This window comes from Empedobacter sp. UBA2044 (assembly GCF_002333005.1).
Taxonomy (GTDB): Bacteria; Bacteroidota; Bacteroidia; order Flavobacteriales; family Weeksellaceae; genus Empedobacter; species Empedobacter falsenii_B.
This window is the reverse complement of record NZ_DDBA01000039.1, coordinates 1-21,140: the sequence shown is the minus strand read 5'-3', so window position 1 is coordinate 21,140 and position 21,140 is coordinate 1. Positions and strand designations below refer to the sequence as shown.

Sequence of the window (21,140 nt, the reverse complement as noted above, 5' to 3'; positions counted from 1 at the left end):
TATTTTGTTTTGTTGTTTGTTTTGTTGTTTGTAATAGATTATAAAGTATGTGAGAATCCTACACCTACTTGAATACCTCTGTTATAATTATTTAAAATGTAGTTTGTTCCTTTATTTTCTTGTTCAATTGTATAATTTGGATTCAATAAATTTTTCCCGTATAAATTGATTGAAGTTTTATCGCTTAAATTAAATCGTAGATTAACATCTAATAAATTAACCGCTTTCTGTATTTGAGAACCTCTTTCTTGTGTACCTACAGCAAAAACATTTTTACCAACATAACCGTAGACTACCATTGCATCTAGTTTCTTTTTACCTCCTAAATTAGCAGAATAACCAAGGCTCGCATTTCCAGAAAAACGAGATGCTCCCATCATTTGTTCTTCTTTATTTGTAAAAGCAGTAGCTAAACCTGTTTCTTTACTTACTTTATCAAAATCTAATTGTTGTTTAGAGTCTAAAACAGCAGCATTTAAGATTGTATATAGTTTTGAGTCATTAGAAAAATTGAAAAGGTTTTTTCTAAATTCTAATTCAGCACCATACACATATCCATAATCACCTGTGTTTACATAAGTTAAATCACTTGCAGAGGCAGAAGCTACGTTAACTCTTGAAATTGGATTCTGAATATATTTACCAAAAGCAGTTATAGAGAACACTTCTTCTTTAGTAGGAAACATTTCCCATTTCAATTCTGCATTGTAATTATCTGTTGGATATATTTTAGGTTGACCATATGTTGTGTTTGTAACATCATCATAAGCAAAAGGTGCCATTTCTTTTTCTAATGGTAAAGTATAAGTCTTAGAGGCTGAAAAACGTAAATTTTGATTATCCGTTAAACCATACTTCATATTAACCGCTGGTAAAATTTTATTGTAATCTTTATCAACATTCCCCACTAATTGTCCCACATTTGTGTTCCAATCAACTTTTAAATTGATATTATCATTTCTTAAACCAATTTGAATTAAAAATCGATCCGACAATTCATATTCTGCATTGATATAACCAGAATAGATTCTTTGTTCTGATGTATATTTTAGAGGTTGAAGTAAATTTGATATATTTGAAGTTCCTAAACCACGTAAAGTTGACAATTCAATTAATCCATTATTGAAATTTGTTACATTAAAAAAGGCATCAAGATTATTTGGATCAACTATTTGAATACTACTTTTTGCACGTAAGTTAATTTGATTCGCTTTAAAATCTCGGTGTTTCAATATTCCGTAACCTCCTGCATTTACTTTCAAACGATCCCATTTTTTTGAAACATCTATTTTTCCTTGATAATCGTAACCTGTCAATTTATCAAAATAACGATGGTTATCACCAGGAGAATTGATTGTTAATGTATATGCATCTACTCTTTCGTTAAAAAACATTGTATTTTGCATACGATTAGGACGATCACTTCTTATATAATTGATTGACCCTCCCCAATTCACATTCCAATCTTTATTCAATTTATGTTCTCCGAATAATTGATTTGCATAAACTGTTGTGACTTTATTATCTGCACGATGAATTAATCCTTTACCATTCTCAGCAGTATCCATTAAATATCCATTGAAGATTCGGAAATCTTGATCAGAAGAATGAATCACATTTGATGTAAACATCAATTTATGATTTGGATTAACTCGGTAAATTAAATTTAATAATCCATTTGTATTTGTAGAATAAGTAGAGCGTTCAACATTCAATTGTTTAATATAACTCCCTACAGCAGAAACAACATTTTCTTGACCTTCTCTGTAAATATAATTGTTATCAAATCCTACATATCCATAAATAGATAAACGTCCTTCTCTACCAATTTTCACATTTCCACCAGCTTCTAAATCGATACCAGTATTAAACGGATTTTTTCCTTTCTTAAAATCCCAACTTGTATCAAATGCATATTGTTTTACAGGATTTATTTTTGTTGGTAATTCAATTTTTTTGAATCCATAAAAATTAGGTCCATCTTGTAATTTGAAATTATTGTTATCAATTGTTTGCAAATTAACCGAAGTACTCATACCAACTTTTACATATGGTTTACCAGTATATTCTTTGGATACAATATCAATATTAGCACCAGCAAAATCTCCAACCATACGTGGATAGAATGATTTTTCAAGTGAAATATAATCGACCATATTTGTTTTGAAAATACCTAAATCAATATTCTTATTTTCAGGATCATCAGACGGAATTGCAAATCCGTTCAAAGTTGTTGAATTGAAACGATCTCCTAAACCACGAACAAAAATAATCCCAGTTCCTTCTTGACGAATAGTTCCAGATGCTTTTGTTACCGCTGTCGCAATATCTCCTACACCTTGTTTCTCTAATTGCGCTGCACCAACACGTTCTACAATCTCTGTTGACTTTTTTTGCATATTCAACAAGTTAGACTCTGCTGCCTTACTCCTTACTCCTGTTACAACAGCAGTTGATAAATCAATTTTTCCATCTTTAAAATCTTCTGGTTGCAAATAAATATTTAATGTATTCGAATCTGATAAATTTTGAGAAACAGATTGATAACCGTCTACTTTAATGTCTAATTGGTAGGTATCATCTGGAACAGAAATTTCGTAGTGACCTTTATCGTCTGTTTTTGCTTGAATATTTAATCCTTCAACCACAAAAGTTTTTTCAGAAAGTGGTTGGTTTGTTTTTTGATCAAATAAAGTTCCTTCTAATTTAATATTAGTCTGTGCAAAAAGTGCTGCCGAACCTAATAATAAAAGTAAAGTTAAATTGCGTTTCATTGCGATTGTATAATTCGTGTTTGTTTGATGGCAAAGTTGCTGCAATCCAATGAAAAACATTTTTAGAAATTGTAAAGATTTTGTTAGGTAATTGTTATGAAATTATCGTAACTTTAAATGAATGTTAAGAAATGTTTTTACCTAATTTCTCCTAAAATTTAAGCTTAATTTTACATCGACTAATTTTATTTAGTTATTACAAACAATTATGAAGAACATTAAAATTTTATTAGTTGACGACGAACCAGATATCTTAGAATTTATTGGTTACAACTTAAAAAAAGAAGGTTTTGAAGTAGAAACAGCTCAAAACGGACTAGAAGGTTTGAAACAAGCCAAAATTTTTCGCCCAGATTTGATTCTATTAGATGTAATGATGCCACAAATGGACGGAATGGAAATGTGTGCAGAGTTGAGAAAATTAGATTCTTTTCAAGATACTTTGGTCGTTTTTCTTTCTGCTCGCGCCGAAGATTTTTCTCAATTAGCTGGCTATGATGCTGGTGCAAATGATTATATCTTAAAGCCTATCAAACCAAAAGTTTTAATTAGTAAACTAAATGCTTTATTGAAATTAAAGCAACCTAACGAAGCGCCAAAAGACGAATTCATCAAATTGAATAATTTCGAGATTAACCGCGAAACATATAAAGTAAATTACCAAGGACAAGACTTTTTGTTACCTCGAAAAGAATTTGAATTGATTGCTTTGTTGGCTTCAAATCCAGAACGTGTTTTCAAACGTGAAGAAATTTTGGAGAAAGTTTGGGGAAATGAAGTTGTAGTTGGTGGACGTACAATTGACGTACATATGCGCAAATTACGCGAAAAATTTGGGAACGATCGTTTCTCAACAATCAAAGGAATTGGATACAAAATAAATGACTAAAAGCTCGTAATGGCTTCAACTTTCAAAGTTCAAAACATTTTTCTATTTGCCTTTCTCAGTACATTATTCTTGGCTTTAGGATTTGTTTTGTTCTCTTTTTTATGGTTTGGAAATATTAATTTTATTCTCCAAGAAAAACTGTTTTTCATCAGTTTAATGCTTCTTTTATTGATTGGATTATCAATATTTTATTGGTTTTCTTTAAAAAATCAACGAAGAAAAGATTTTACTGAAATCTCGAAAAATATTCCACAATTTCAATCCAGTACAATGGATTTTGAAGAACTTTCTCAAAAAATTTCTACCATTACAGAAGATCAATCCAAAGAGATTGATGTTTTGCATGAGCGAGAAAATTACAGAAGAGATTTTCTTGGAAATATTTCACATGAATTAAAAACGCCTCTCTTTTCGGTACAAGGTTATTTGTTAACGCTGATAGAAGGTGGAGTTGAAGACGAATCTATTCGCGATAAATACTTAAATCGAATCAATAAATCTGTTGATCGATTGATTTATTTGGTCAAAGATTTGGACATGATTGCAGAACTTGAACGTGGACGAATTAATATTGAGTTTACAGTTTTCAATTTGACGGCACTTGTCCAAGATGTGATCGATTTATTAGAAATTAAAGCTGAAAAAAATAACATCAAAATTTCACTAAATTATCCTATTCATCAACCGATAAAAGTAGTAGGTGATATTCAGAAAATACAACAAGTTTTAATCAATTTGATTGTAAATGCCATCAATTATTCAAATCCAAATACAGAAATTGACATCGATTTTGAAGAATATGATGATAAAATTCAAATCTCAATAAAAGATCAAGGAGTTGGGATAAAACAGGAAGACATTGACCGAATTTTTGAGCGTTTTTACCGAATTGATAAATCTCGAAATCGTAATAATGGCGGGTCTGGATTAGGTTTGGCAATTGTAAAACATATTTTAGAAGCCCATAAACAGAAAATTTATGTGACAAGTAAAATAGGAAAAGGCTCTACTTTTTCGTTCTATTTACAAAAAGCTTAATATTATTTTTGCTTCTTCGTAAACTTCAAGGTAATGTTTTGTTTAAAAACTTTCAACGTGTCGTTTTTTGCCTCTTTCCACAAAAAATAAGGAGGTTTCAAATTCAATACATTTCCTTTTACAGCTAACGAATCCTCAAAAAGTTCTGCATAAAGAACAGTATCTTTTTTTAAGAATGCTTTGTCTTTGTAATCAATCAAATAGTAATCATTTCTGACATAAATAGGATCTTTTACACGAAGTGTTGAATCCTTTTTATCAAAATTCCATTTGATATTAATAGGATTAAAACCATCTTCGTACCCCACAAAAATACGTGTCGTATTTACAAAATGACGAACAGAAAAAATAAGGACAGTAAAAAAAAATAAGGATACCAATATAATATCAATTCTTTTTTCATGGATTAGGTTTAGTTGTTGATTGTTAATGTACAAATATCGCCATTCTATTCTAAAAGATACATAAAAAATGTAAATTTGCATACATTTAATTTTAATATAACTTCCAATAATGCAATATAATCCGAATGAAATCGAACCAAAATGGCAAAAATTTTGGATTGAAGACAAGACGTTCAAAGCTGAAAATCAATCAGAAAAACCTAAATTTTACGTATTAGACATGTTTCCTTACCCTTCTGGAGCAGGATTACACGTAGGTCATCCACTTGGATACATTGCGTCTGATATTTATTCTCGATACAAAAAATTAAAGGGTTTCAACGTTTTACACCCAATGGGTTACGATTCTTTTGGTTTGCCTGCGGAACAATATGCGATTCAAACTGGTCAACATCCTGCGATTACAACAACAACGAATATCGAAGGTGGTATTGATAAACAAGGAAATGTGATTGCTGGTTACGAGAACCAAATGAAAAAAATTGGTTTGGGATACGATTGGGATCGCGAAATCAGAACTTCGGAACCTGAATATTATAAATGGACACAATGGATTTTCAATCAATTATTTGATTCATATTATGATAATTCAACCGATAAAGCTGAATCCATTTCAAAATTAGTTGAAACATTCAAAACTGAGGGTAATGCAAGTGTAAATGCTGTGGCAGATGATGATATCGAAATCTTTACGGCAGATCAATGGAATGCCTATTCTGAAAAAGAACAACAAACAATTTTATTAAAATATCGTTTAACTTTCTTAGCAGAAGCAGAAGTAAACTGGTGTCCAGATTTAGGAACTGTTTTAGCGAATGACGAAGTAATTAACGGATTATCTGAGCGTGGAGGATTCCCTGTTGTGCGCAAAAAAATGACACAATGGATGATGCGTATCACGGCTTACGCTGATCGTTTATTAATTGGTTTGGATAAATTAGATTGGCCAGATCCAATCAAAGAATCACAAAAAAACTGGATTGGTAAATCGCAAGGTGCATCAATCTTTTTTGATGTTGTAGGAAACGATGACAAAATTGAAGTTTTTACTACTCGTCCTGATACTGTTTTTGGTGTTTCTTATGTAACATTAGCGCCAGAGCATCCTTTAGTTTCTCAAATTACAACAGCAGAGCACAAAGCAAAAGTTGATGCTTATGTCGATTATACTTCAAAACGTTCTGAACGTGATCGTTTAGCGGATGCTAAAAATATTACAGGAGAATTTACCGGGGCTTACGCCATTCATCCATTTACAGGAAAACAAATTCCGATTTGGATTGGTGATTACGTATTGGCTTCTTATGGAACTGGAGCTGTAATGGCTGTTCCTGCTGGTGATGAACGTGATTTTGCTTTTGCAAATCATTTCAATTTACCAATTATTAATATTTTCAAAGATCAAGATATTTCTGAAGCTGCTTTTACAGAAAAAGGTGGATTCGAATTACAAGATTCTGATTTCTTAAACGGATTAGATTATAAACAAGCTGTTGCAAAAGCAATTGAAGCTTTAGAAGAAAAAGGTTTCGGAAAAGGAAAAACAAACTTCCGTTTACGCGAAGCTGTTTTCTCTCGTCAAAGATATTGGGGAGAACCAGTTCCGGTTTATTTCAAAGATGGAATGCCTTACACAATTCCTACAGAAGCTTTACCAATTATTTTACCTGAAGTGGACGAATATTTACCAACATCTGAAGGTGAGCCACCATTAGGGCGTGCAACAAAATGGGCTTTTGATACAACAACTAATCAAGTTGTAGATAATACTTTAATCAACAACGAAACTATTTTCCCAATAGAACTAAATACAATGCCAGGTTGGGCAGGTTCTTCTTGGTATTGGTTACGTTATATGGATGCAAAAAACGACAACGATTTTGTATCTAAAGAAGCTGTTGATTATTGGCAAAATGTAGATTTATACATTGGTGGATCTGAGCATGCTACTGGTCACTTATTATATTCTCGTTTTTGGCAAAAATTCTTGTTTGATAAAGGATTCGTTCCTACAGATGAATATGCAAAAAAACTGATTAACCAAGGAATGATTTTGGGAATGAGTGCGTTTGCTTACCGTATTAATGGTACAAATACATTTGTTTCGAAAGGTTTAAAAGATCAACACGAAACAACTCCAATCCACGTCGATGTTAACATGTTGAAAGATGGAGGAGATGAATTAGATACAGAAAAATTCAAAGCGTGGCGCGAAGATTATGCTACAGCTGAATTTATTTTAGAAGATGGTAAATACATCACAGAACGCGAAGTTGAAAAGATGTCAAAATCTAAATTCAATGTCTTAAATCCTGATGATATTTGTAATCAATATGGAGCAGATTCTTTACGTTTATACGAAATGTTTTTAGGTCCTGTTGAACAGTCTAAACCATGGAATACACAAGGTTTATCTGGAGTTTATTCATTCTTGAAAAAATTCTGGAGATTATATCATTCAGGAACAGAAGAAACATTTTTTGTTTCGGAAGATAAATCAACAAAAGAAGAAATGAAAGTGTTGCATCAAACCATCAAAAAAGTGGACGAAGATGTAAACAATTTCTCTTTTAATACATCGGTTTCTACTTTTATGATTGCGGTAAACGAATTAGGAAAATTAAAAACAACTAAACGTGCAATTTTAGAGCCTTTAGCAATTATTATTTCTCCTTATGCACCGCATATTGCAGAAGAATTGTGGTCAAAATTAGGACATGAAACGTCAGTTGCGCATGCAGACTTCCCTGTTTTCGAAGAAAAATGGTTGATTGCAGATGCTAAAGAATATCCAGTTTCATTCAATGGTAAAATGAAATTTTTGTTAGAATTACCTTTGTCGTTATCGAAAGATGAAATTCAAGAAATTGTAATGAATGACGAACGTACCATCAAACAATTGGGTGATCGTACGCCAAAAAACATCATTATTGTTCCTGGAAAAATCATTAATATCGTTGGATAAAAAAAGATTTTAGAAACTAGATTTTAGTATTGAGAATATAGATAAAATCCTCGCAATTACGAGGATTTTATATTTTATACTATATTTAATCAAAACTATAACTCAATGAAATATTTACCAACACTCGAAACGGAGCGTTTAATCATACGTCCAATTACGATGGATGATTTGCAAGATTTTTATGAGATGGATTCTCAACCAGAAGTTCATGAATTTCTAAAGGCAGAACCTATTCAAACCATTGAAGAAACAAAAGAAATTATTGAAGATATCCAAAAACAATATGAAGAACTTGGACATGGTCGTCTTGCTGTTGTTGAAAAAGAAACAGGTAAAATGATTGGTTGGACTGGTTTTAAATATATTATAGAAAGCGAATCGATGAATAATAAATTCGATTTTATTGATATCGGATATCGTTACAGAAAAGAAACTTGGGGAAAAGGTTATGCAACTGAAGCTGCCGAAGCTTGCATGGACTTTTACAGAAAAAATATGTCACATATTAAACTAAACGCAATAACGCATGTTGATAATAAAGCTTCTCGAAATGTCTTGGAAAAAATAGGTTTCGAAGTCACTGAAACTTTTCATCTTGACATGTGGGATTTGGATTGCTTTTGGTATGAATTGAAGAAATAATTAATCATGAAACATCCTATTATACTTTTATGTACAATTCTTGTTTCGACATGTAGTTTTGCACAAAAAATTTCGACGAATGATTATGAAGTTAAAACAACTTTAGCTGATTTTAATCTGAAAGGAAAGGTCGAAAAAGTGACTTCAACTGCAACGGACGCAAAAGGAAATACCACAACTTTACCTTTTTTGGAGAATGAGTTTTACAATCAAATTTCGTTAGAATTTAATCAAAAAGGATTGTTAATAAAGCGAACAAATTATTTAGATTATCAAGGAAAATTAGCTGTTTATAACTATGTTAATTACGACTACAATAACTCTAATTTTATTGATAAACAGACGAATACAGTTATTAACAATGGTGAAGATCCAAAACGAATTGCTTCTGACAAAGACTTTGTTTATGACAATAAAAATCGGTTGATAAACTTGACAGAAAAGATAGAAGGAAAATCGTCAAAATCGAGTTATGTAACGATTTTTAATTATTCGAACAAGTTGGATAAAATCACGACAAAAGTGGAAGGTTCTACGATTAGTGAAAATAATTTAACGTATAACAAAAACGGTTTATTGGTTTTAGACGAAATGACTTCTTTTGATGGAAAAAAAGGACGAAAATCGTATTACATTTACGATAAAGAAACACCTATTTTTCAGGAAGAAATTGCTGGAAATTCGAGCAAAATAATGTTTTTTGAGAATGGAAATATTTCGAAATTACAATCATTTGACACCAATAAAACGTTGACTTATCAAGCTGATTTTGATTCGAAAAATGAAATTGTCAACTTTAAAAAACAATCCTTCCGAAATGGACAAGTAGTTTTAACTTCTTATCAAGTTTCGTATGAATATGATTCGAAAAATAATTGGATAAAAGCCTCTATTTCAACTAATGGAGAATTGAAATATGTTGTAAAACGAACGATAAATTATTATTAAAACACAAAAGGTTGAGCGTTGCTCAACCTTTCTTCACAAATAAATAACACTACACTACTTAAGTCATAAAAGTAGGATGTTAAGCTTAAATCGCTTTTGGCGTATATATTTTTCTTAATTCTTTTGTCGCCGCAACCATTTCAATCAAAGCTTTTTCGGTTTCTTCCCAATGACGCGTTTTTAGTCCACAATCAGGATTCACCCATAATTGATCTGCCGGAATAACTTTTGCCGCTTTCTCTATCAAATCAACCATTTCTTCTTTCGACGGAACTCGAGGCGAATGAATATCATAAACTCCAGGTCCGATATCATTTGGATAATTGAAATCTGAAAAAGCATTTAATAATTCCATTTGACTTCTCGAACATTCAATTGTAATAACATCCGCATCTAAATCAGCAATATTTTGAATAATATCGTTGAATTCTGAATAACACATATGCGTATGAATTTGAGTAGAATCATCAACATTACTTGAAGCTAATTTGAACGAATCAACCGTCCATTTCAAATAATTTTGCCATTCATCTTTTCTCAATGGTAAACCTTCTCGAATTGCAGGTTCATCAATCTGAATAATTTTAATTCCAGCTTTTTCTAAATCTGAAACTTCATCACGAATCGCCAATGCAATTTGTTTACACGTCGTAGATCTTGGTTGATCATCGCGAACAAAAGACCATTGCAAAATCGTAACTGGACCAGTCAACATTCCTTTTACTTTTTGTTCTGTGATAGATTGCGCATATTTCGACCAATAAACCGTCATTGGAACTGGGCGATAAACATCACCAAAAATAATAGGCGGTTTTACACAACGCGTTCCATAACTCTGAACCCAACCATTTTTAGAGAAGACAAATCCGGCTAATTTTTCACCAAAATATTCCACCATATCGTTGCGCTCATATTCACCATGCACCAAAACATCAATGCCAATTTCCTCTTGCCACTCTATCGTACGCTTGGTTTCTTGTTTCAATAAAGTATCATATTCTTCGGCAGATAATTCTCCTTTTTTATATTTCGCACGCCAACTTCTCACCTCTTGTGTTTGTGGAAAAGATCCGATTGTTGTCGTTGGGAAAGGCGGAAGATTCAATACATTTTGTTGCACAATTTTTCGTTGTCCAAAACTATTTGTACGATTATAATCTTCATCTTTTATTGCATTTACTCGTTCTTTAACTTGAGTTTGATGAATTAATTGAGAATTTTTTCTATTATTAATAGAGAATTGATTCGCTTCATATTGTTGAATCAATTTTTCGTCATTCGGGTTTGAAAAATAATTTTTTAAGAAAGCAACTTCTTCTAATTTTTGCTTCGCAAATGCAAACCAATCTTTGATTGTTGTCGGAAGATTTTTTTCGTTTGTTTCTAAATCTAAATCACAAGGCGAATGTAATAATGAACAAGATGTTGAAATAATAACACGTTTTTCTCCAATTTTGTTCACAACTTTTTCTATGGTTGAAAGCGATTTTTGAAAATCATTTTTCCAAATATTTCGACCATCAACTAAACCTAAAGAAAGTTTTAATTGAGAAGGAATTAGATTCAATATTTCATCGATTTGATTTTCGTCACGAACCAAATCAAGATGCAAAATATCAATTGGTAAATTGATTGCTAAAGCTGTATTATCTTTCAATCCATCAAAATAAGTTGCGACCTGAATTGTAAGTTGAGGAAATTCTTTTCTTATTTTTTTGTAAACTTCTTGATAAGCTGTTTTCGATTTTTCGTCTAAATCTAAAGCTAAAAAAGGTTCGTCGAACTGAATTGTATTTGCTCCATGATTGATTAAATCATGAATAATTTCAAAGTAAACTGGCAATAAATTCTGAATTAAATCAATTCGATCAAATCCCTCTTCTTTTTCTTTTCCTAATAATAAATACGTAATCGGTCCAATTAAAACAGTTTTTGGATTAAAACCTTCTTTTTTTGCAGCGATAAATTCGTTTACAATTGAGTTTGAGAAATATTTAAATTCTTGATTTTTTACAAATTCCGGAACGATATAATGATAGTTGGTATCAAACCATTTTGTCATTTCCATCGCTGTAATATCTAAATTATCTTTTTGATAACCTCTTGCCATCGCAAAATACAAGTCTAATTCTGTGTTCTTTTTATTTAACGCAACCGTATTGAAACGCGCTGGAATTGCACCAACTGATAACGTAGAATCTAAAACTTGATCATAAAAAGAAAAGTCGTTACACGGAATTAAATCAATTCCAGCAGCTTGTTGCAATGCCCAATTTTGTTTGGTAATTATACGGCTTGTTTGCAATAAAGCTTGTAGTTCAATCTTACCTGCCCAATAATTTTCGCAGGCTTTTTTTAGTTCACGGTTAGCCCCAATTCTTGGATAACCTAAAATTTGTGTTTGCATTTTGATTGTTTTTTAATGTTCAAAAACACAAACGCGAGTTGATAAATAGTAACCTATTTTGACAGACTGACTTCAAATCGCGAAAGTATCATCTTTTGTTTCTATTGGTAATCTGACTTGTAATTTGCATTACTTACAGTTGCGCGACAGCTCGTGATTCTCACACGATTCCCCAATAATTTGTTGTTTATTTCTTTACAAATGTAACAAGACAAAATAAACGATTCTAAAACTTGAAAAAATAAGATTATACAACCTATTATGATTAATTTTACAAAACAAAACACTTAAACAACAATAAAATATTGTGTTGAAAAGAATATTATTTGGATGGAAACATTAGATCAAACCGATTTAGAATTATTAAGAATTCTACAAAAAGACTCAAAATTGACAGTAAAAGCAATTGCTGCTTTAGTTAATTTATCTCCTTCGCCCGTTTTTGAACGTATAAAAAGGTTGGAACAACAAGGTTATATCAAAAATTATAGAGCGGTTTTAGATGCGGAAAAGCTGAACAAAGGCTTTATGGTTTTTTGCAGCATCAAGCTAAAACAACATGATCGCACGATTGGGAATAAACTTGTGGAAGATATTTTGTTGATTGATGAAGTGGTGGAATGTTATAATATTTCGGGTGAATATGATTTTATCTTAAAAGTACAAGTTTTGGATATGAAGCAATATCAAGATTTTGTTTTCAATAAATTGGGCGCTTTAGAAAGCATCGGAAGTACACACAGTTCTTTTGTGATGGCTGAAATAAAAAATACGTACGGGATCAATATTTAATAAAAAACAAAAGGTTGAGCAATGCTCAACCTTTTTTCCACAAATAAATAACACACTACTTTTTGATTACTTTGAAAGTAGAATTGTTAACTTTTATGATGTAAACACCTTTTGGTAAAGAAGAAACATCTAATTGATTTTTCCCTTTTTGAAGTGTTTTCTCTGTCAATTTAGTTCCTGTAATAGCGAAAATTTCAGCTTTTGAAGCTTCATTTGTTTCGATAAACAATACATTGTTAACAGGATTTGGATAAACATTAATTGATGATTTATTCAGATCACTTATTCCTAAAACAGCTGATGAAATTGTGATGTTCTGTGAAACAACTTTTCCATTCGAATTGAAAGAAAGTTTAATTTTAGCTGTTCCATTTTTTAATGGATTAATGACTAATTCATCTTTTTCATTAATCGAAATTTCTGCTACATCATCATTTTCAATGATTTCTAAATCTTTTACAATCGCTGCTGATAAATTATCTTGATCAGAAACTTTATCTTTCAAATCAATTGTTGTTGCTGTATTGATATGATAAGTTGTTTCTAAATCATTAATAATTGGTGCTGCATTATCTGGAAAAACAGGTAAAGATTGGAACCAATAATAATCAGTCAAAGGAATTGTTTTCGTTAAATTTCCTTTATTATCAAATTTATGAATCCAGTGCTTATTATATTGAGATGTTGTAGTTATGATGATTAACTCATCTGTTCGTGGATCTACACGCAAACCTGCTCCATAAGGCATTTGTTTAGGATTTGTATCTTGACTAGGAATTGTAGCAAAATTCTCATTGAATTCATTTTTATCCACATCATATTTTACAATTGTAGGACTAACAGACCAACCAGAACCTGGGAAAAAGTAAATCATATTTTCTTTTGTTGATGCACAAAAACTTCCTGCATTCCACGCTCCCCAAGTATTCGGAATTGTTTTCGTTGGAATCAAGATTTCTGTTGTTTCTAAAGTCACAGGATTTATTTTAACCAATTTATTTGCCAATGCTCCCCAAACATTTCCATCTTTAGATTGAACTACAGAAATAAAACTTCCAGCAATCGTTTGCTTAATTTTGTGAGTGTTTGGATCAATTACTAATATTCCACCCTTTTGAGTTACGGCAAAAACATAAGTAGAAGTTCGAATAATATTTGCTAAAGCACCAAATTTATCAGCACCTTCAATTAAAGATCCTAATTTCAAGTTTTCAATATCAAACAAATAAAGTCCACTTGAAGTTCCTACATATCCTGTTTTAGCATCAACACCTACAAAACTTCTTCCGTCTCCACCAATTGTTTCAAAACTGGCTTTTTTCTGTAAAGTTTTCGAATCTGCAACAACTAAACGATTTCCTTGTTTCGAAACAATGTAAAAATTATCACCATAAATTGTTGCAAAAGGAGGCGTAACTCCTAATTCTTCATTGGTATTCACAGTTTTGTAAATATTATAATCGATAGAATAATCTAGATTCATAAAATTAATTGATCCATTTGTATGACCAAACCAATCTTCATTCAGAATAAAAACACCATTTGTATATTCTTTTGTTTGTGCAAAACTTGTTTGAAATGCAGCAATTGTAAAAATCGAAAGTAAAAATTTTCTCATGTATTGTTTGTTTTTTAGAAATCCGAAACCATCATCCAAAAATGACAGCCTCGGATAAAAATATTTAGAAATGAGATCTATTGAATTTTTTCTACTTTTAATTTATCCATTGTAAAGTATAATGCTGTATTTGCTCCCCAATTTCCTACATCGGTTGTTTCTAAGAAAAACATTAAATACTTGACTTCTCCTAAAGACGAAAGATCAACATCTTGCCAAGTTGTTGAAATGTTATTTACTCCATTTCTGAAATCAACAAAGTAATGTGTCACAGGTTTTTCTGTTGTTAATTGCTTATTAGCCGAAACTCCATAAATATGAATAGCGAAATAATCTCCTTTTTCAAATTTTCTTGCATAAGCATCCCCGTTCATAATTCCATAGTAAGACCAAGGACTAATCGCTAATTTTACACTTTTGGCTTTATATTTATTCGCCATATCCAAAATTTCTACTACACTAGAAAATCTGTCAATCTTAACTTCTTCTCCATATTTCAAAACTTTTTCTGATGGTTTATGATCTGCAAAAGAAACCAAAAAAGGTGTTCCTTGTCCGTCAGCACCACCTTTTGCCATTGTTCCCCATTGATTATCTAACCAACCTCCTTCATTCTTTATTTGATCAGAATTATCATTACTATTAGAAACCGTGAATCCCATCCATGTTAAATATTCGGGCCAAGCAGTATGCTTTAGTTTGAAAATTCCTAAAATTAAATCTGTATCTTCTTTATATGTTCCTTCCCAAATTTTACCTCCAGAAGTTGAAATTCCTTTCGAAAGATCGAACTTAGAAACATCTAACGTTTGGTATTTTTTTAACTCAACTACCTCATTTTTATAATCATCATCATTACATGATGACAAAAATGTGATAGATGACCCGATGATTAATAGATTAAAAAAAAGTTTTTTTGAAAATTGTAAATTTATAGTCTTCATATTGATGAAATAATTGTAAAAAAACCGTCTCATCATCGTAACAACTCGACGGTTTATAAAAAATATTTAGTGTTAATTATAGATGTAAATCGTAAGCACCCATTACTTCTGTTGAAATTTCGCCTAACCAACCTGCTTCTTGATTAGTTGCTGTGTAAACTTTGATAAAATCGATTCCTAATAATTTAACAGGATTACCATTTTTATCAACAGCCCAATCAATATCAATATTTGAATCTTCGCTGTTATTTGGTGCATTGTCTACATAACCATATGAGTATTGTTTTCCTTTCCAAATTCCATTGTTTTCGGTATAATTATTAGGTAAAAGTGTACCTGTAAATTTTAACTGATCCGAACCAAACCACAATGGATAATATGATTGCTTATGATAACTATTTTTAGTTTTATAACCTGAATTTCCTTGATTATCTATCCATTTTACATATTCAGGATTAGGTATTTTATCTTCTTCAGTTGGTTTTTGATAAGAAATACTATAATTTTTTATTGTATTTGGATTCGTGTACTCACTTCCTGCGATTTCGTACCATTCATCGTCATCTGGTTTTCCATTTTTATTTTTATCATATGCTACCATCACAATTCCAGGTTCAGAAGATCCAGCAAAACCATTTCCTAAAACTTTAAAATCGCGTTTGTTTGGTTGGTTCATAATTGTATGGTCAAAACCAAATACCACATATCCTCCGTATCCTCCTAAAGAAATCATACCCGTTTCTTTTCCTATCAATTCTTTGCCTGCTTTAGTCGTCATTTCTGCTTGTGTATTACCTGCTTCAAAGAGAGGAAGTTTATTGGTAAATTGCCCAACTGAAGGTAAAAAATCAAAGACTTGAGAAATGTATTTACTATAAGTTGCTGATTCTTGTGTAACATTAACCTTCGTTTTAACTGTTTTAGATGTAGTTCCTGATTTTATTTCTAATGTCAAATCATAAGCACCAACTTTATCAGAAACGAAACCTAAAGTTTTCTCATTTCCTATAATTTCATTGCCAAGTTTCCATGTATATGTTGCATTCTCGAAACCTGCAATAGTTGGTTCAATTGAAACAATTTTTAAACGTATTGCATCATAAGATGCTTGTAAAGTAGCATTATCAGGATTTGTCTCGATAATGTTTTCATCATCACTACAGCTTTGTATCAAAGCAAAACTTAGTGCGGTTAGTAAGATTTTAGAATATTTCATATGTAAATTTTATTTATAGACAAAAGCAAAGTGAGCAGGAATATTTCCAGCAGCAGTTTTCCATTTAAAAGCACCATTTTTATCAAAACAATAGATGTAACCCATCGAAACATAATTTCCGACATCGGTTAGAAAAAGATCTTTGGTTTGAGGATTTACAGCAATTCCGTAAGGCGTTTCGATTTCATTAATAACAGGATCATTGACCAATGTTTTGTTAATAACTTCTTCTGTTTTGGTATCAATTACACCATAAGTTTTTGTGTATTCGAAAGTTGTGTAACTAAATTCGTTTGAATAATAATAGAGTTTGTTATCAACAATCGTAAAGTTAGAAACAGGAATATCAAATTTCTTTTTGATTTGATGCGTTTTACTATCCAACACATATAGATTTGATGGAACGTTGTAATAATCACCACGAGAAGTCACATATAAATCGCCATCTGCATCTTTTTTTAAACGATGAAGGTTTACTTCAACATCAATTTTTTTAGTTTCTTTAAACGTTGATAAATCAATCACAGAAATCGTTTTATCATATTCAGGAACTTGATATCCTCCTGAGTTTGCTACATACAAATTATTCCCAACAACTTCTAATTCTTCTGGCTGATAACCTACGGTCACTTGTCGCGTAACCGATAAATTAATCGTATCTATTTCGACCACTTTTCCCAAAGGAGCTTTCGGATCGATTGTAACAGGACCAGCATACGAAGATGCATAAGCTTTCCCATTTGCAAACGTGATGTAACGACCATTTTCTAAAGGAATTGTTCCCAGATGTTTGGCTGTTCTTACATCCATTACTTCGATAAAATTTGATACGTTGATAACCGCATATAACTTATTTCCATAAATTTTGATATCATTCCCAACATCTCCCAATTCCTTTACCATAGTAGGATTTACGGTTGCATATATATTTCTATTATAGGTTCCTGTTGTAAAATCCATATAATCTACCGTAGCCATATTACTTCCCATTTTTCCTTCGTTTAGTAAATAAAAACCAACGACATCTGTTTTTTCGGGATCGGTTACACCTTCTTCCTCTTTCTCGATCAAATAAGTATCTTGCTGACAAGCATAAAAAGTAATTGCTGTTAAAAAACAGACGAATAATTGTTTGAAATTTCTCATAAGTTTGCGCTTAATATTAGCTTGAATTGTCTTCCTGGCATTGGATAATTTAAAACCACATCATATTGTTGATTCAAAATATTATTTAATTCAAAAGAAACTTTGAATAGACTTTGATTCAACCTAAACTCTTTATGTATCCCTAAATCATTTGTAAACCAAGGATTAAGACGATTTGTTTTGATGTTATCTTGATGAACATTGTAACGTTCTCCCACATAAATAAAACTGTAATTAAAATTCCATGTTTTATAAGAAGCCGCTAAAACAAAAGAACCACTATGTTTTGGTGTATATGGAATTTGATTTTTGTAGTAACTTTTCTTCGGATTCGAATAATCTAACGCTTGCAAAAAACCATAGTTAAGCATTGGCGAAACCTCTATTTCTCCTAATTGAAATGTTGATCGAATTTTAACATCCAACCCTTTTATTCTAACTTCATCCAAATTGAGCATCGTGAAACGAAACAAACTTCCCGAAGGCGCAGCAACAATTTTATCAGTTACTTCATTGTAAAAAGCATCGGCTTGAAACGTAATATTTTTGAAGAAATTTGGAGTTGATTTAGAATAAGTAAAACCAACATTATATTGAGTTGAATATTCTGGTCGAAGATTAGAATAACCAATACTAGTATAATACAAATCATTGAACGTTGGCATTCTAAAAATACGTTTATAAAACGCTCTGATATTAAAATCGTGAGATTTGAATGGTTGATAATTGGCGATAATCGTTGGCGTCCATATATTTTTATCAGGCGCACTTGTGTTCATTTCTACTGATTCTTTTACAAAAGTTCCAAATAAACTTCCTTGTAAACTCAAACGTCCAAGACGATAAGTAGACGCGAACGCAACAAGATTTGTATGACGAGTAGGAAAAGAAAAATTCTTTAAATCTGCTCCCATATTATTAAACTGATAATCTGTTGCAACATTCACATCCCAATTATCTGTAATCGAATAAAGATTCGCCCAAGACACATAAAACTCGCGTTGTGTGTACTTATTTTCTATTTTTACTGTCGAAACTGTATCTGTATAATGGGTGAAATCGTAAGCAAACTTTGCGTTTATCTTCGATTGAAAATTTCTGAATCGTTTCTCATATTTACCTTGAACAAAATAATTTCTATCAACCAAAGTTTGTCCACGTCCATCAAATCGACCACGCACAATTGCAGCAGGAATTCCTCGATCCGAATCATACAAATATCCTTTTACATTCCAATTCGATTGATTTCCTTTTCCGATAAATCCTAATTCCAAACGTTTTGCATCAACTTGTCCATCTCTACGTTTCAAAACTGTATCGTATGCAGTTGTTCCATCCAAATTTTTGCGTTGATAACGGAATTTATATACACCATTCGTTTTAACATATTCAGCACTCATAACAGCTGATAACCTATCGGTAATTTTTTGTTCAATACGAATAGAAGGATTGATTAATTGAATCGAACCTATCTTATAACGAAGTGTAGCATTCGTTTTTTTATCACCAATGAAAACAGGTTTTTTGGTTTGAAGATAAATAGCAGAAGCTGAAGCATAATCTTTCGCTGATTGAAAAATATTACTTTTTTGACCATTATATAAAGAAATCACTTCCATGTCATCTAAAGAAAATTTCCCTAAATCGACAATTCCATTCTGCGCATTTCCAAGTTGAATTCCATCATAAAAAACTGCAACATGTTGAGATCCCATCCCACGAACATCAATAGTTTTTAGACCTCCAACTCCACCGTAATCTTTAATTTGCACTCCTGCAAAAAAACGAACAGCATCTGCCACAGAATGGCTATTTAATGCCTCTAGTTCCGCTCCTTTCAATTCCTGAACAGGAACAACGGCTTTTACATTATTTTTTAAAATATTAACTTGCTGAAGCTCTAAAATACTATCATGAATAATTTGCGCAGAGGCAATGCGACATGAAAGCAAAATCAAGCTGCAACAACTAATTATAGTTTTTAGATTTCTCATTTAGCAATAATCAATTGTTGCTAACGAGAGTGTATGAAGAAGTATTGAAAGGACGAACCTATTCAAAATTTGAACTTCATGCTTTAGTCCCCGAAAGCATTCAACATTTATCATTTTGGTAGGTCTTCTGACTTACTCCTTTTTTAGAAATCCTTCCCATTCTACGAAAAGTGGATATATATATCTAAAAAAAATATGGAGCTTACAGCAGCGGGTCTGTTCAGGATTTTCACCTGATTCCCTGTTACCGAACGGTTAAGTTCGCACCAAATGTTAATCAAAAGTAAAATTATTATTTTGAATAAACAATTAAATCTTTATCAATAATGTAAAACAAAAAAAAGCTAACTAATTCGTTAGCTTATTCTTTTACTCTATTTATTTCGATCACCTCTCCAGTATCATCAACCTGAACAGCGATCTTTTCATAATTCCATTTATCAAATTCTTTCTGTCCTACAATAATTGCAGTACCAGAACCTTTTGTACCTTTTATCGGATCAAAAATATTGGCTTCTCCAGTATTATTCGAAACAGAAATATTTCCACTAAACATTCCATCCGTTTTTATATCAGTCCCCAATTTTTGTTGAACTTCAGGATTTTGATTAATAATATTGATTGCATGTTTCGTTACATCACTATCCGAAGTTAACTTGCTAAAACCCCAAAAAGCGCCTCCAATTAACAATCCAAAAAATAAAATCACAAACGACAAACAGTCAATAGGCACTATCCATTTCCAATTACGTTTAAACCAACTTTCCTTTGGTAACAATTGATTATCATAATGATTTTCCTCCATAATGTATAGGTTTTGAGTAAAGATAATAAATTTGGTCGTTCCTCGCTCCTTGCCTTCCATTTATATTATTCATAGAATAATCAAAAGAATACAAACACAACTAATGTAAATCGCTCGGTCGGGCTATCCGTTGCAATCTTTTGTAGAATAAATTGGAAGTGATTACAGGAAAATCCAATTTCTACAAAAGGATTTCCACTACTATCCCTAACGCGGGTTGTAAGTTGTAAGTTTTGAGTGATAAGTTATAATTTATAAGACATAAGATTTAAGACTTACAGGAATAGAAGTAGAAGTTAAAATATCCACTTGAGGGAAATAGGGGTATTTTCGAGTTATAAGTAGTAAATTTTAAGTTAGTTGAAAAAGGAAGCTTCCTTTTTATTAAGAAGAAGCTTCTCGTTGACTAATTAGAAGCTTCTTGTTGGATGAAAGCAAGCTTCTTATTAACTGACTAGAAGCTTCTTGTTTTATAAAACATAGTTTTGAGTTAGCGTAAAGCTTACAGCCTTCACCTAAAGCGAAATCCATAAACACAAAAAAGCCTCAAGTTGTTCA

At 31.5% G+C, this 21,140-nt stretch carries 15 protein-coding genes and 2 riboswitches; of the genes, 6 read left to right on the top strand and 9 right to left on the bottom strand.

Features of this window, described 5'->3' with window-relative positions; genetic code table 11:
• Positions 1 to 38: 38 nt before the first annotated feature.
• Positions 39 to 2,834 carry a TonB-dependent receptor domain-containing protein gene (locus B4E59_RS06940; RefSeq protein ID WP_291052259.1) on the bottom strand — a complete coding sequence of 932 codons (2,796 nt, stop codon included), beginning with the start codon at positions 2,832 to 2,834 and terminating at the stop codon, positions 39 to 41.
• A gap of 148 nt (positions 2,835 to 2,982) precedes the next feature.
• Between B4E59_RS06940 and B4E59_RS06935 the strand changes: the two genes are divergently transcribed.
• Both B4E59_RS06935 and B4E59_RS06930 read left to right on the top strand, forming a co-directional pair.
• Positions 2,983 to 3,663, top strand: a complete 681-nt coding sequence (locus tag B4E59_RS06935; RefSeq protein ID WP_280061925.1) for a response regulator transcription factor — start codon at positions 2,983 to 2,985, stop codon at positions 3,661 to 3,663.
• Positions 3,664 to 3,672: 9 nt separating this feature from the next.
• A complete protein-coding gene (locus B4E59_RS06930; RefSeq protein WP_291052253.1) occupies positions 3,673 to 4,701 on the top strand; it encodes a sensor histidine kinase in 1,029 nt (342 codons plus the stop codon).
• A gap of 2 nt (positions 4,702 to 4,703) precedes the next feature.
• Here B4E59_RS06930 and B4E59_RS06925 read toward each other — a convergent pair whose 3' ends face one another.
• Positions 4,704 to 5,186 carry a hypothetical protein gene (locus B4E59_RS06925; protein WP_291052250.1) on the bottom strand — a complete coding sequence of 161 codons (483 nt, stop codon included), beginning with the start codon at positions 5,184 to 5,186 and terminating at the stop codon, positions 4,704 to 4,706.
• Between the two features lie 28 nt (positions 5,187 to 5,214).
• Between B4E59_RS06925 and leuS the strand changes: the two genes are divergently transcribed.
• The 3 genes from leuS to B4E59_RS06910 all read left to right on the top strand — a co-directional run bounded on the left by leuS (position 5,215) and on the right by B4E59_RS06910 (position 9,660).
• The gene (gene leuS / locus B4E59_RS06920) at positions 5,215 to 8,070 is read left to right on the top strand and encodes a leucine--tRNA ligase (protein WP_291052247.1); all 2,856 of its coding nucleotides are present in this window, start codon (positions 5,215 to 5,217) and stop codon (positions 8,068 to 8,070) included.
• A 105-nt stretch (positions 8,071 to 8,175) separates the two neighbouring features.
• Positions 8,176 to 8,712 carry a GNAT family N-acetyltransferase gene (locus tag B4E59_RS06915; RefSeq protein WP_291052244.1) on the top strand — a complete coding sequence of 179 codons (537 nt, stop codon included), beginning with the start codon at positions 8,176 to 8,178 and terminating at the stop codon, positions 8,710 to 8,712.
• Positions 8,713 to 8,718: 6 nt separating this feature from the next.
• Positions 8,719 to 9,660 (top strand): hypothetical protein, encoded by a 942-nt coding sequence (locus tag B4E59_RS06910; protein WP_291052241.1) that lies wholly within the window; start codon positions 8,719 to 8,721, stop codon positions 9,658 to 9,660.
• An 85-nt stretch (positions 9,661 to 9,745) separates the two neighbouring features.
• Here B4E59_RS06910 and metE read toward each other — a convergent pair whose 3' ends face one another.
• On the bottom strand, positions 9,746 to 12,067 hold the full coding sequence (gene metE / locus B4E59_RS06905) for a 5-methyltetrahydropteroyltriglutamate--homocysteine S-methyltransferase (RefSeq protein WP_291052239.1): 2,322 nt from the start codon (positions 12,065 to 12,067) through the stop codon (positions 9,746 to 9,748).
• Between the two features lie 85 nt (positions 12,068 to 12,152).
• A riboswitch (cobalamin riboswitch) is annotated at positions 12,153 to 12,288 on the bottom strand.
• Positions 12,289 to 12,397: 109 nt separating this feature from the next.
• Here metE and B4E59_RS06900 point away from each other — a divergent pair.
• Positions 12,398 to 12,859: an Lrp/AsnC family transcriptional regulator gene (locus tag B4E59_RS06900; protein ID WP_038336827.1), complete on the top strand. Its 462-nt coding sequence runs from the start codon at positions 12,398 to 12,400 to the stop codon at positions 12,857 to 12,859.
• Between the two features lie 55 nt (positions 12,860 to 12,914).
• On the opposite strand, the gene B4E59_RS06895 is transcribed toward B4E59_RS06900, so the two are convergent.
• From B4E59_RS06895 to B4E59_RS06870, 6 genes are all read right to left on the bottom strand, one after another.
• The gene (locus tag B4E59_RS06895) at positions 12,915 to 14,477 is read right to left on the bottom strand and encodes a DUF5074 domain-containing protein (RefSeq protein ID WP_291052236.1); all 1,563 of its coding nucleotides are present in this window, start codon (positions 14,475 to 14,477) and stop codon (positions 12,915 to 12,917) included.
• Positions 14,478 to 14,554: 77 nt separating this feature from the next.
• Positions 14,555 to 15,421 carry a DUF4465 domain-containing protein gene (locus B4E59_RS06890; protein ID WP_291052233.1) on the bottom strand — a complete coding sequence of 289 codons (867 nt, stop codon included), beginning with the start codon at positions 15,419 to 15,421 and terminating at the stop codon, positions 14,555 to 14,557.
• A gap of 76 nt (positions 15,422 to 15,497) precedes the next feature.
• On the bottom strand, positions 15,498 to 16,637 hold the full coding sequence (locus tag B4E59_RS06885; protein WP_291052230.1) for a PKD-like domain-containing protein: 1,140 nt from the start codon (positions 16,635 to 16,637) through the stop codon (positions 15,498 to 15,500).
• Between the two features lie 9 nt (positions 16,638 to 16,646).
• Positions 16,647 to 17,783 (bottom strand): YncE family protein, encoded by a 1,137-nt coding sequence (locus tag B4E59_RS06880; protein WP_291052227.1) that lies wholly within the window; start codon positions 17,781 to 17,783, stop codon positions 16,647 to 16,649.
• Positions 17,780 to 19,777, bottom strand: a complete 1,998-nt coding sequence (locus tag B4E59_RS06875; RefSeq protein ID WP_291052224.1) for a TonB-dependent receptor — start codon at positions 19,775 to 19,777, stop codon at positions 17,780 to 17,782. The genes B4E59_RS06880 and B4E59_RS06875 overlap by 4 nt, the downstream gene beginning before the upstream one ends.
• 99 nt (positions 19,778 to 19,876) lie before the next feature.
• Positions 19,877 to 20,063: riboswitch (cobalamin riboswitch) on the bottom strand.
• Positions 20,064 to 20,138: 75 nt separating this feature from the next.
• Positions 20,139 to 20,582: a cytochrome c oxidase assembly factor Coa1 family protein gene (locus tag B4E59_RS06870; protein ID WP_291052221.1), complete on the bottom strand. Its 444-nt coding sequence runs from the start codon at positions 20,580 to 20,582 to the stop codon at positions 20,139 to 20,141.
• Between the last annotated feature and the right edge of the window lie 558 nt (positions 20,583 to 21,140).

Excerpts from the sequence above, each read along its gene's own strand:
- B4E59_RS06935 (WP_280061925.1), top strand. The coding sequence starts at position 2,983 with ATGAAGAACATTAAAATTTTATTAGTTGACGACGAACCAGATATCTTA.
- leuS (WP_291052247.1), top strand. The coding sequence starts at position 5,215 with ATGCAATATAATCCGAATGAAATCGAACCAAAATGGCAAAAATTTTGG.
- B4E59_RS06870 (WP_291052221.1), bottom strand. The coding sequence starts at position 20,582 with ATGGAGGAAAATCATTATGATAATCAATTGTTACCAAAGGAAAGTTGG.
- B4E59_RS06910 (WP_291052241.1), top strand. The coding sequence starts at position 8,719 with ATGAAACATCCTATTATACTTTTATGTACAATTCTTGTTTCGACATGT.
- B4E59_RS06890 (WP_291052233.1), bottom strand. The coding sequence starts at position 15,421 with ATGAAGACTATAAATTTACAATTTTCAAAAAAACTTTTTTTTAATCTA.
- B4E59_RS06900 (WP_038336827.1), top strand. The coding sequence starts at position 12,398 with ATGGAAACATTAGATCAAACCGATTTAGAATTATTAAGAATTCTACAA.
- B4E59_RS06925 (WP_291052250.1), bottom strand. The coding sequence starts at position 5,186 with ATGCAAATTTACATTTTTTATGTATCTTTTAGAATAGAATGGCGATAT.
- B4E59_RS06915 (WP_291052244.1), top strand. The coding sequence starts at position 8,176 with ATGAAATATTTACCAACACTCGAAACGGAGCGTTTAATCATACGTCCA.
- B4E59_RS06875 (WP_291052224.1), bottom strand. The coding sequence starts at position 19,777 with ATGAGAAATCTAAAAACTATAATTAGTTGTTGCAGCTTGATTTTGCTT.
- B4E59_RS06930 (WP_291052253.1), top strand. The coding sequence starts at position 3,673 with ATGGCTTCAACTTTCAAAGTTCAAAACATTTTTCTATTTGCCTTTCTC.
- B4E59_RS06880 (WP_291052227.1), bottom strand. The coding sequence starts at position 17,783 with ATGAGAAATTTCAAACAATTATTCGTCTGTTTTTTAACAGCAATTACT.
- metE (WP_291052239.1), bottom strand. The coding sequence starts at position 12,067 with ATGCAAACACAAATTTTAGGTTATCCAAGAATTGGGGCTAACCGTGAA.
- B4E59_RS06895 (WP_291052236.1), bottom strand. The coding sequence starts at position 14,477 with ATGAGAAAATTTTTACTTTCGATTTTTACAATTGCTGCATTTCAAACA.
- B4E59_RS06885 (WP_291052230.1), bottom strand. The coding sequence starts at position 16,637 with ATGAAATATTCTAAAATCTTACTAACCGCACTAAGTTTTGCTTTGATA.
- B4E59_RS06940 (WP_291052259.1), bottom strand. The coding sequence starts at position 2,834 with ATGTTTTTCATTGGATTGCAGCAACTTTGCCATCAAACAAACACGAAT.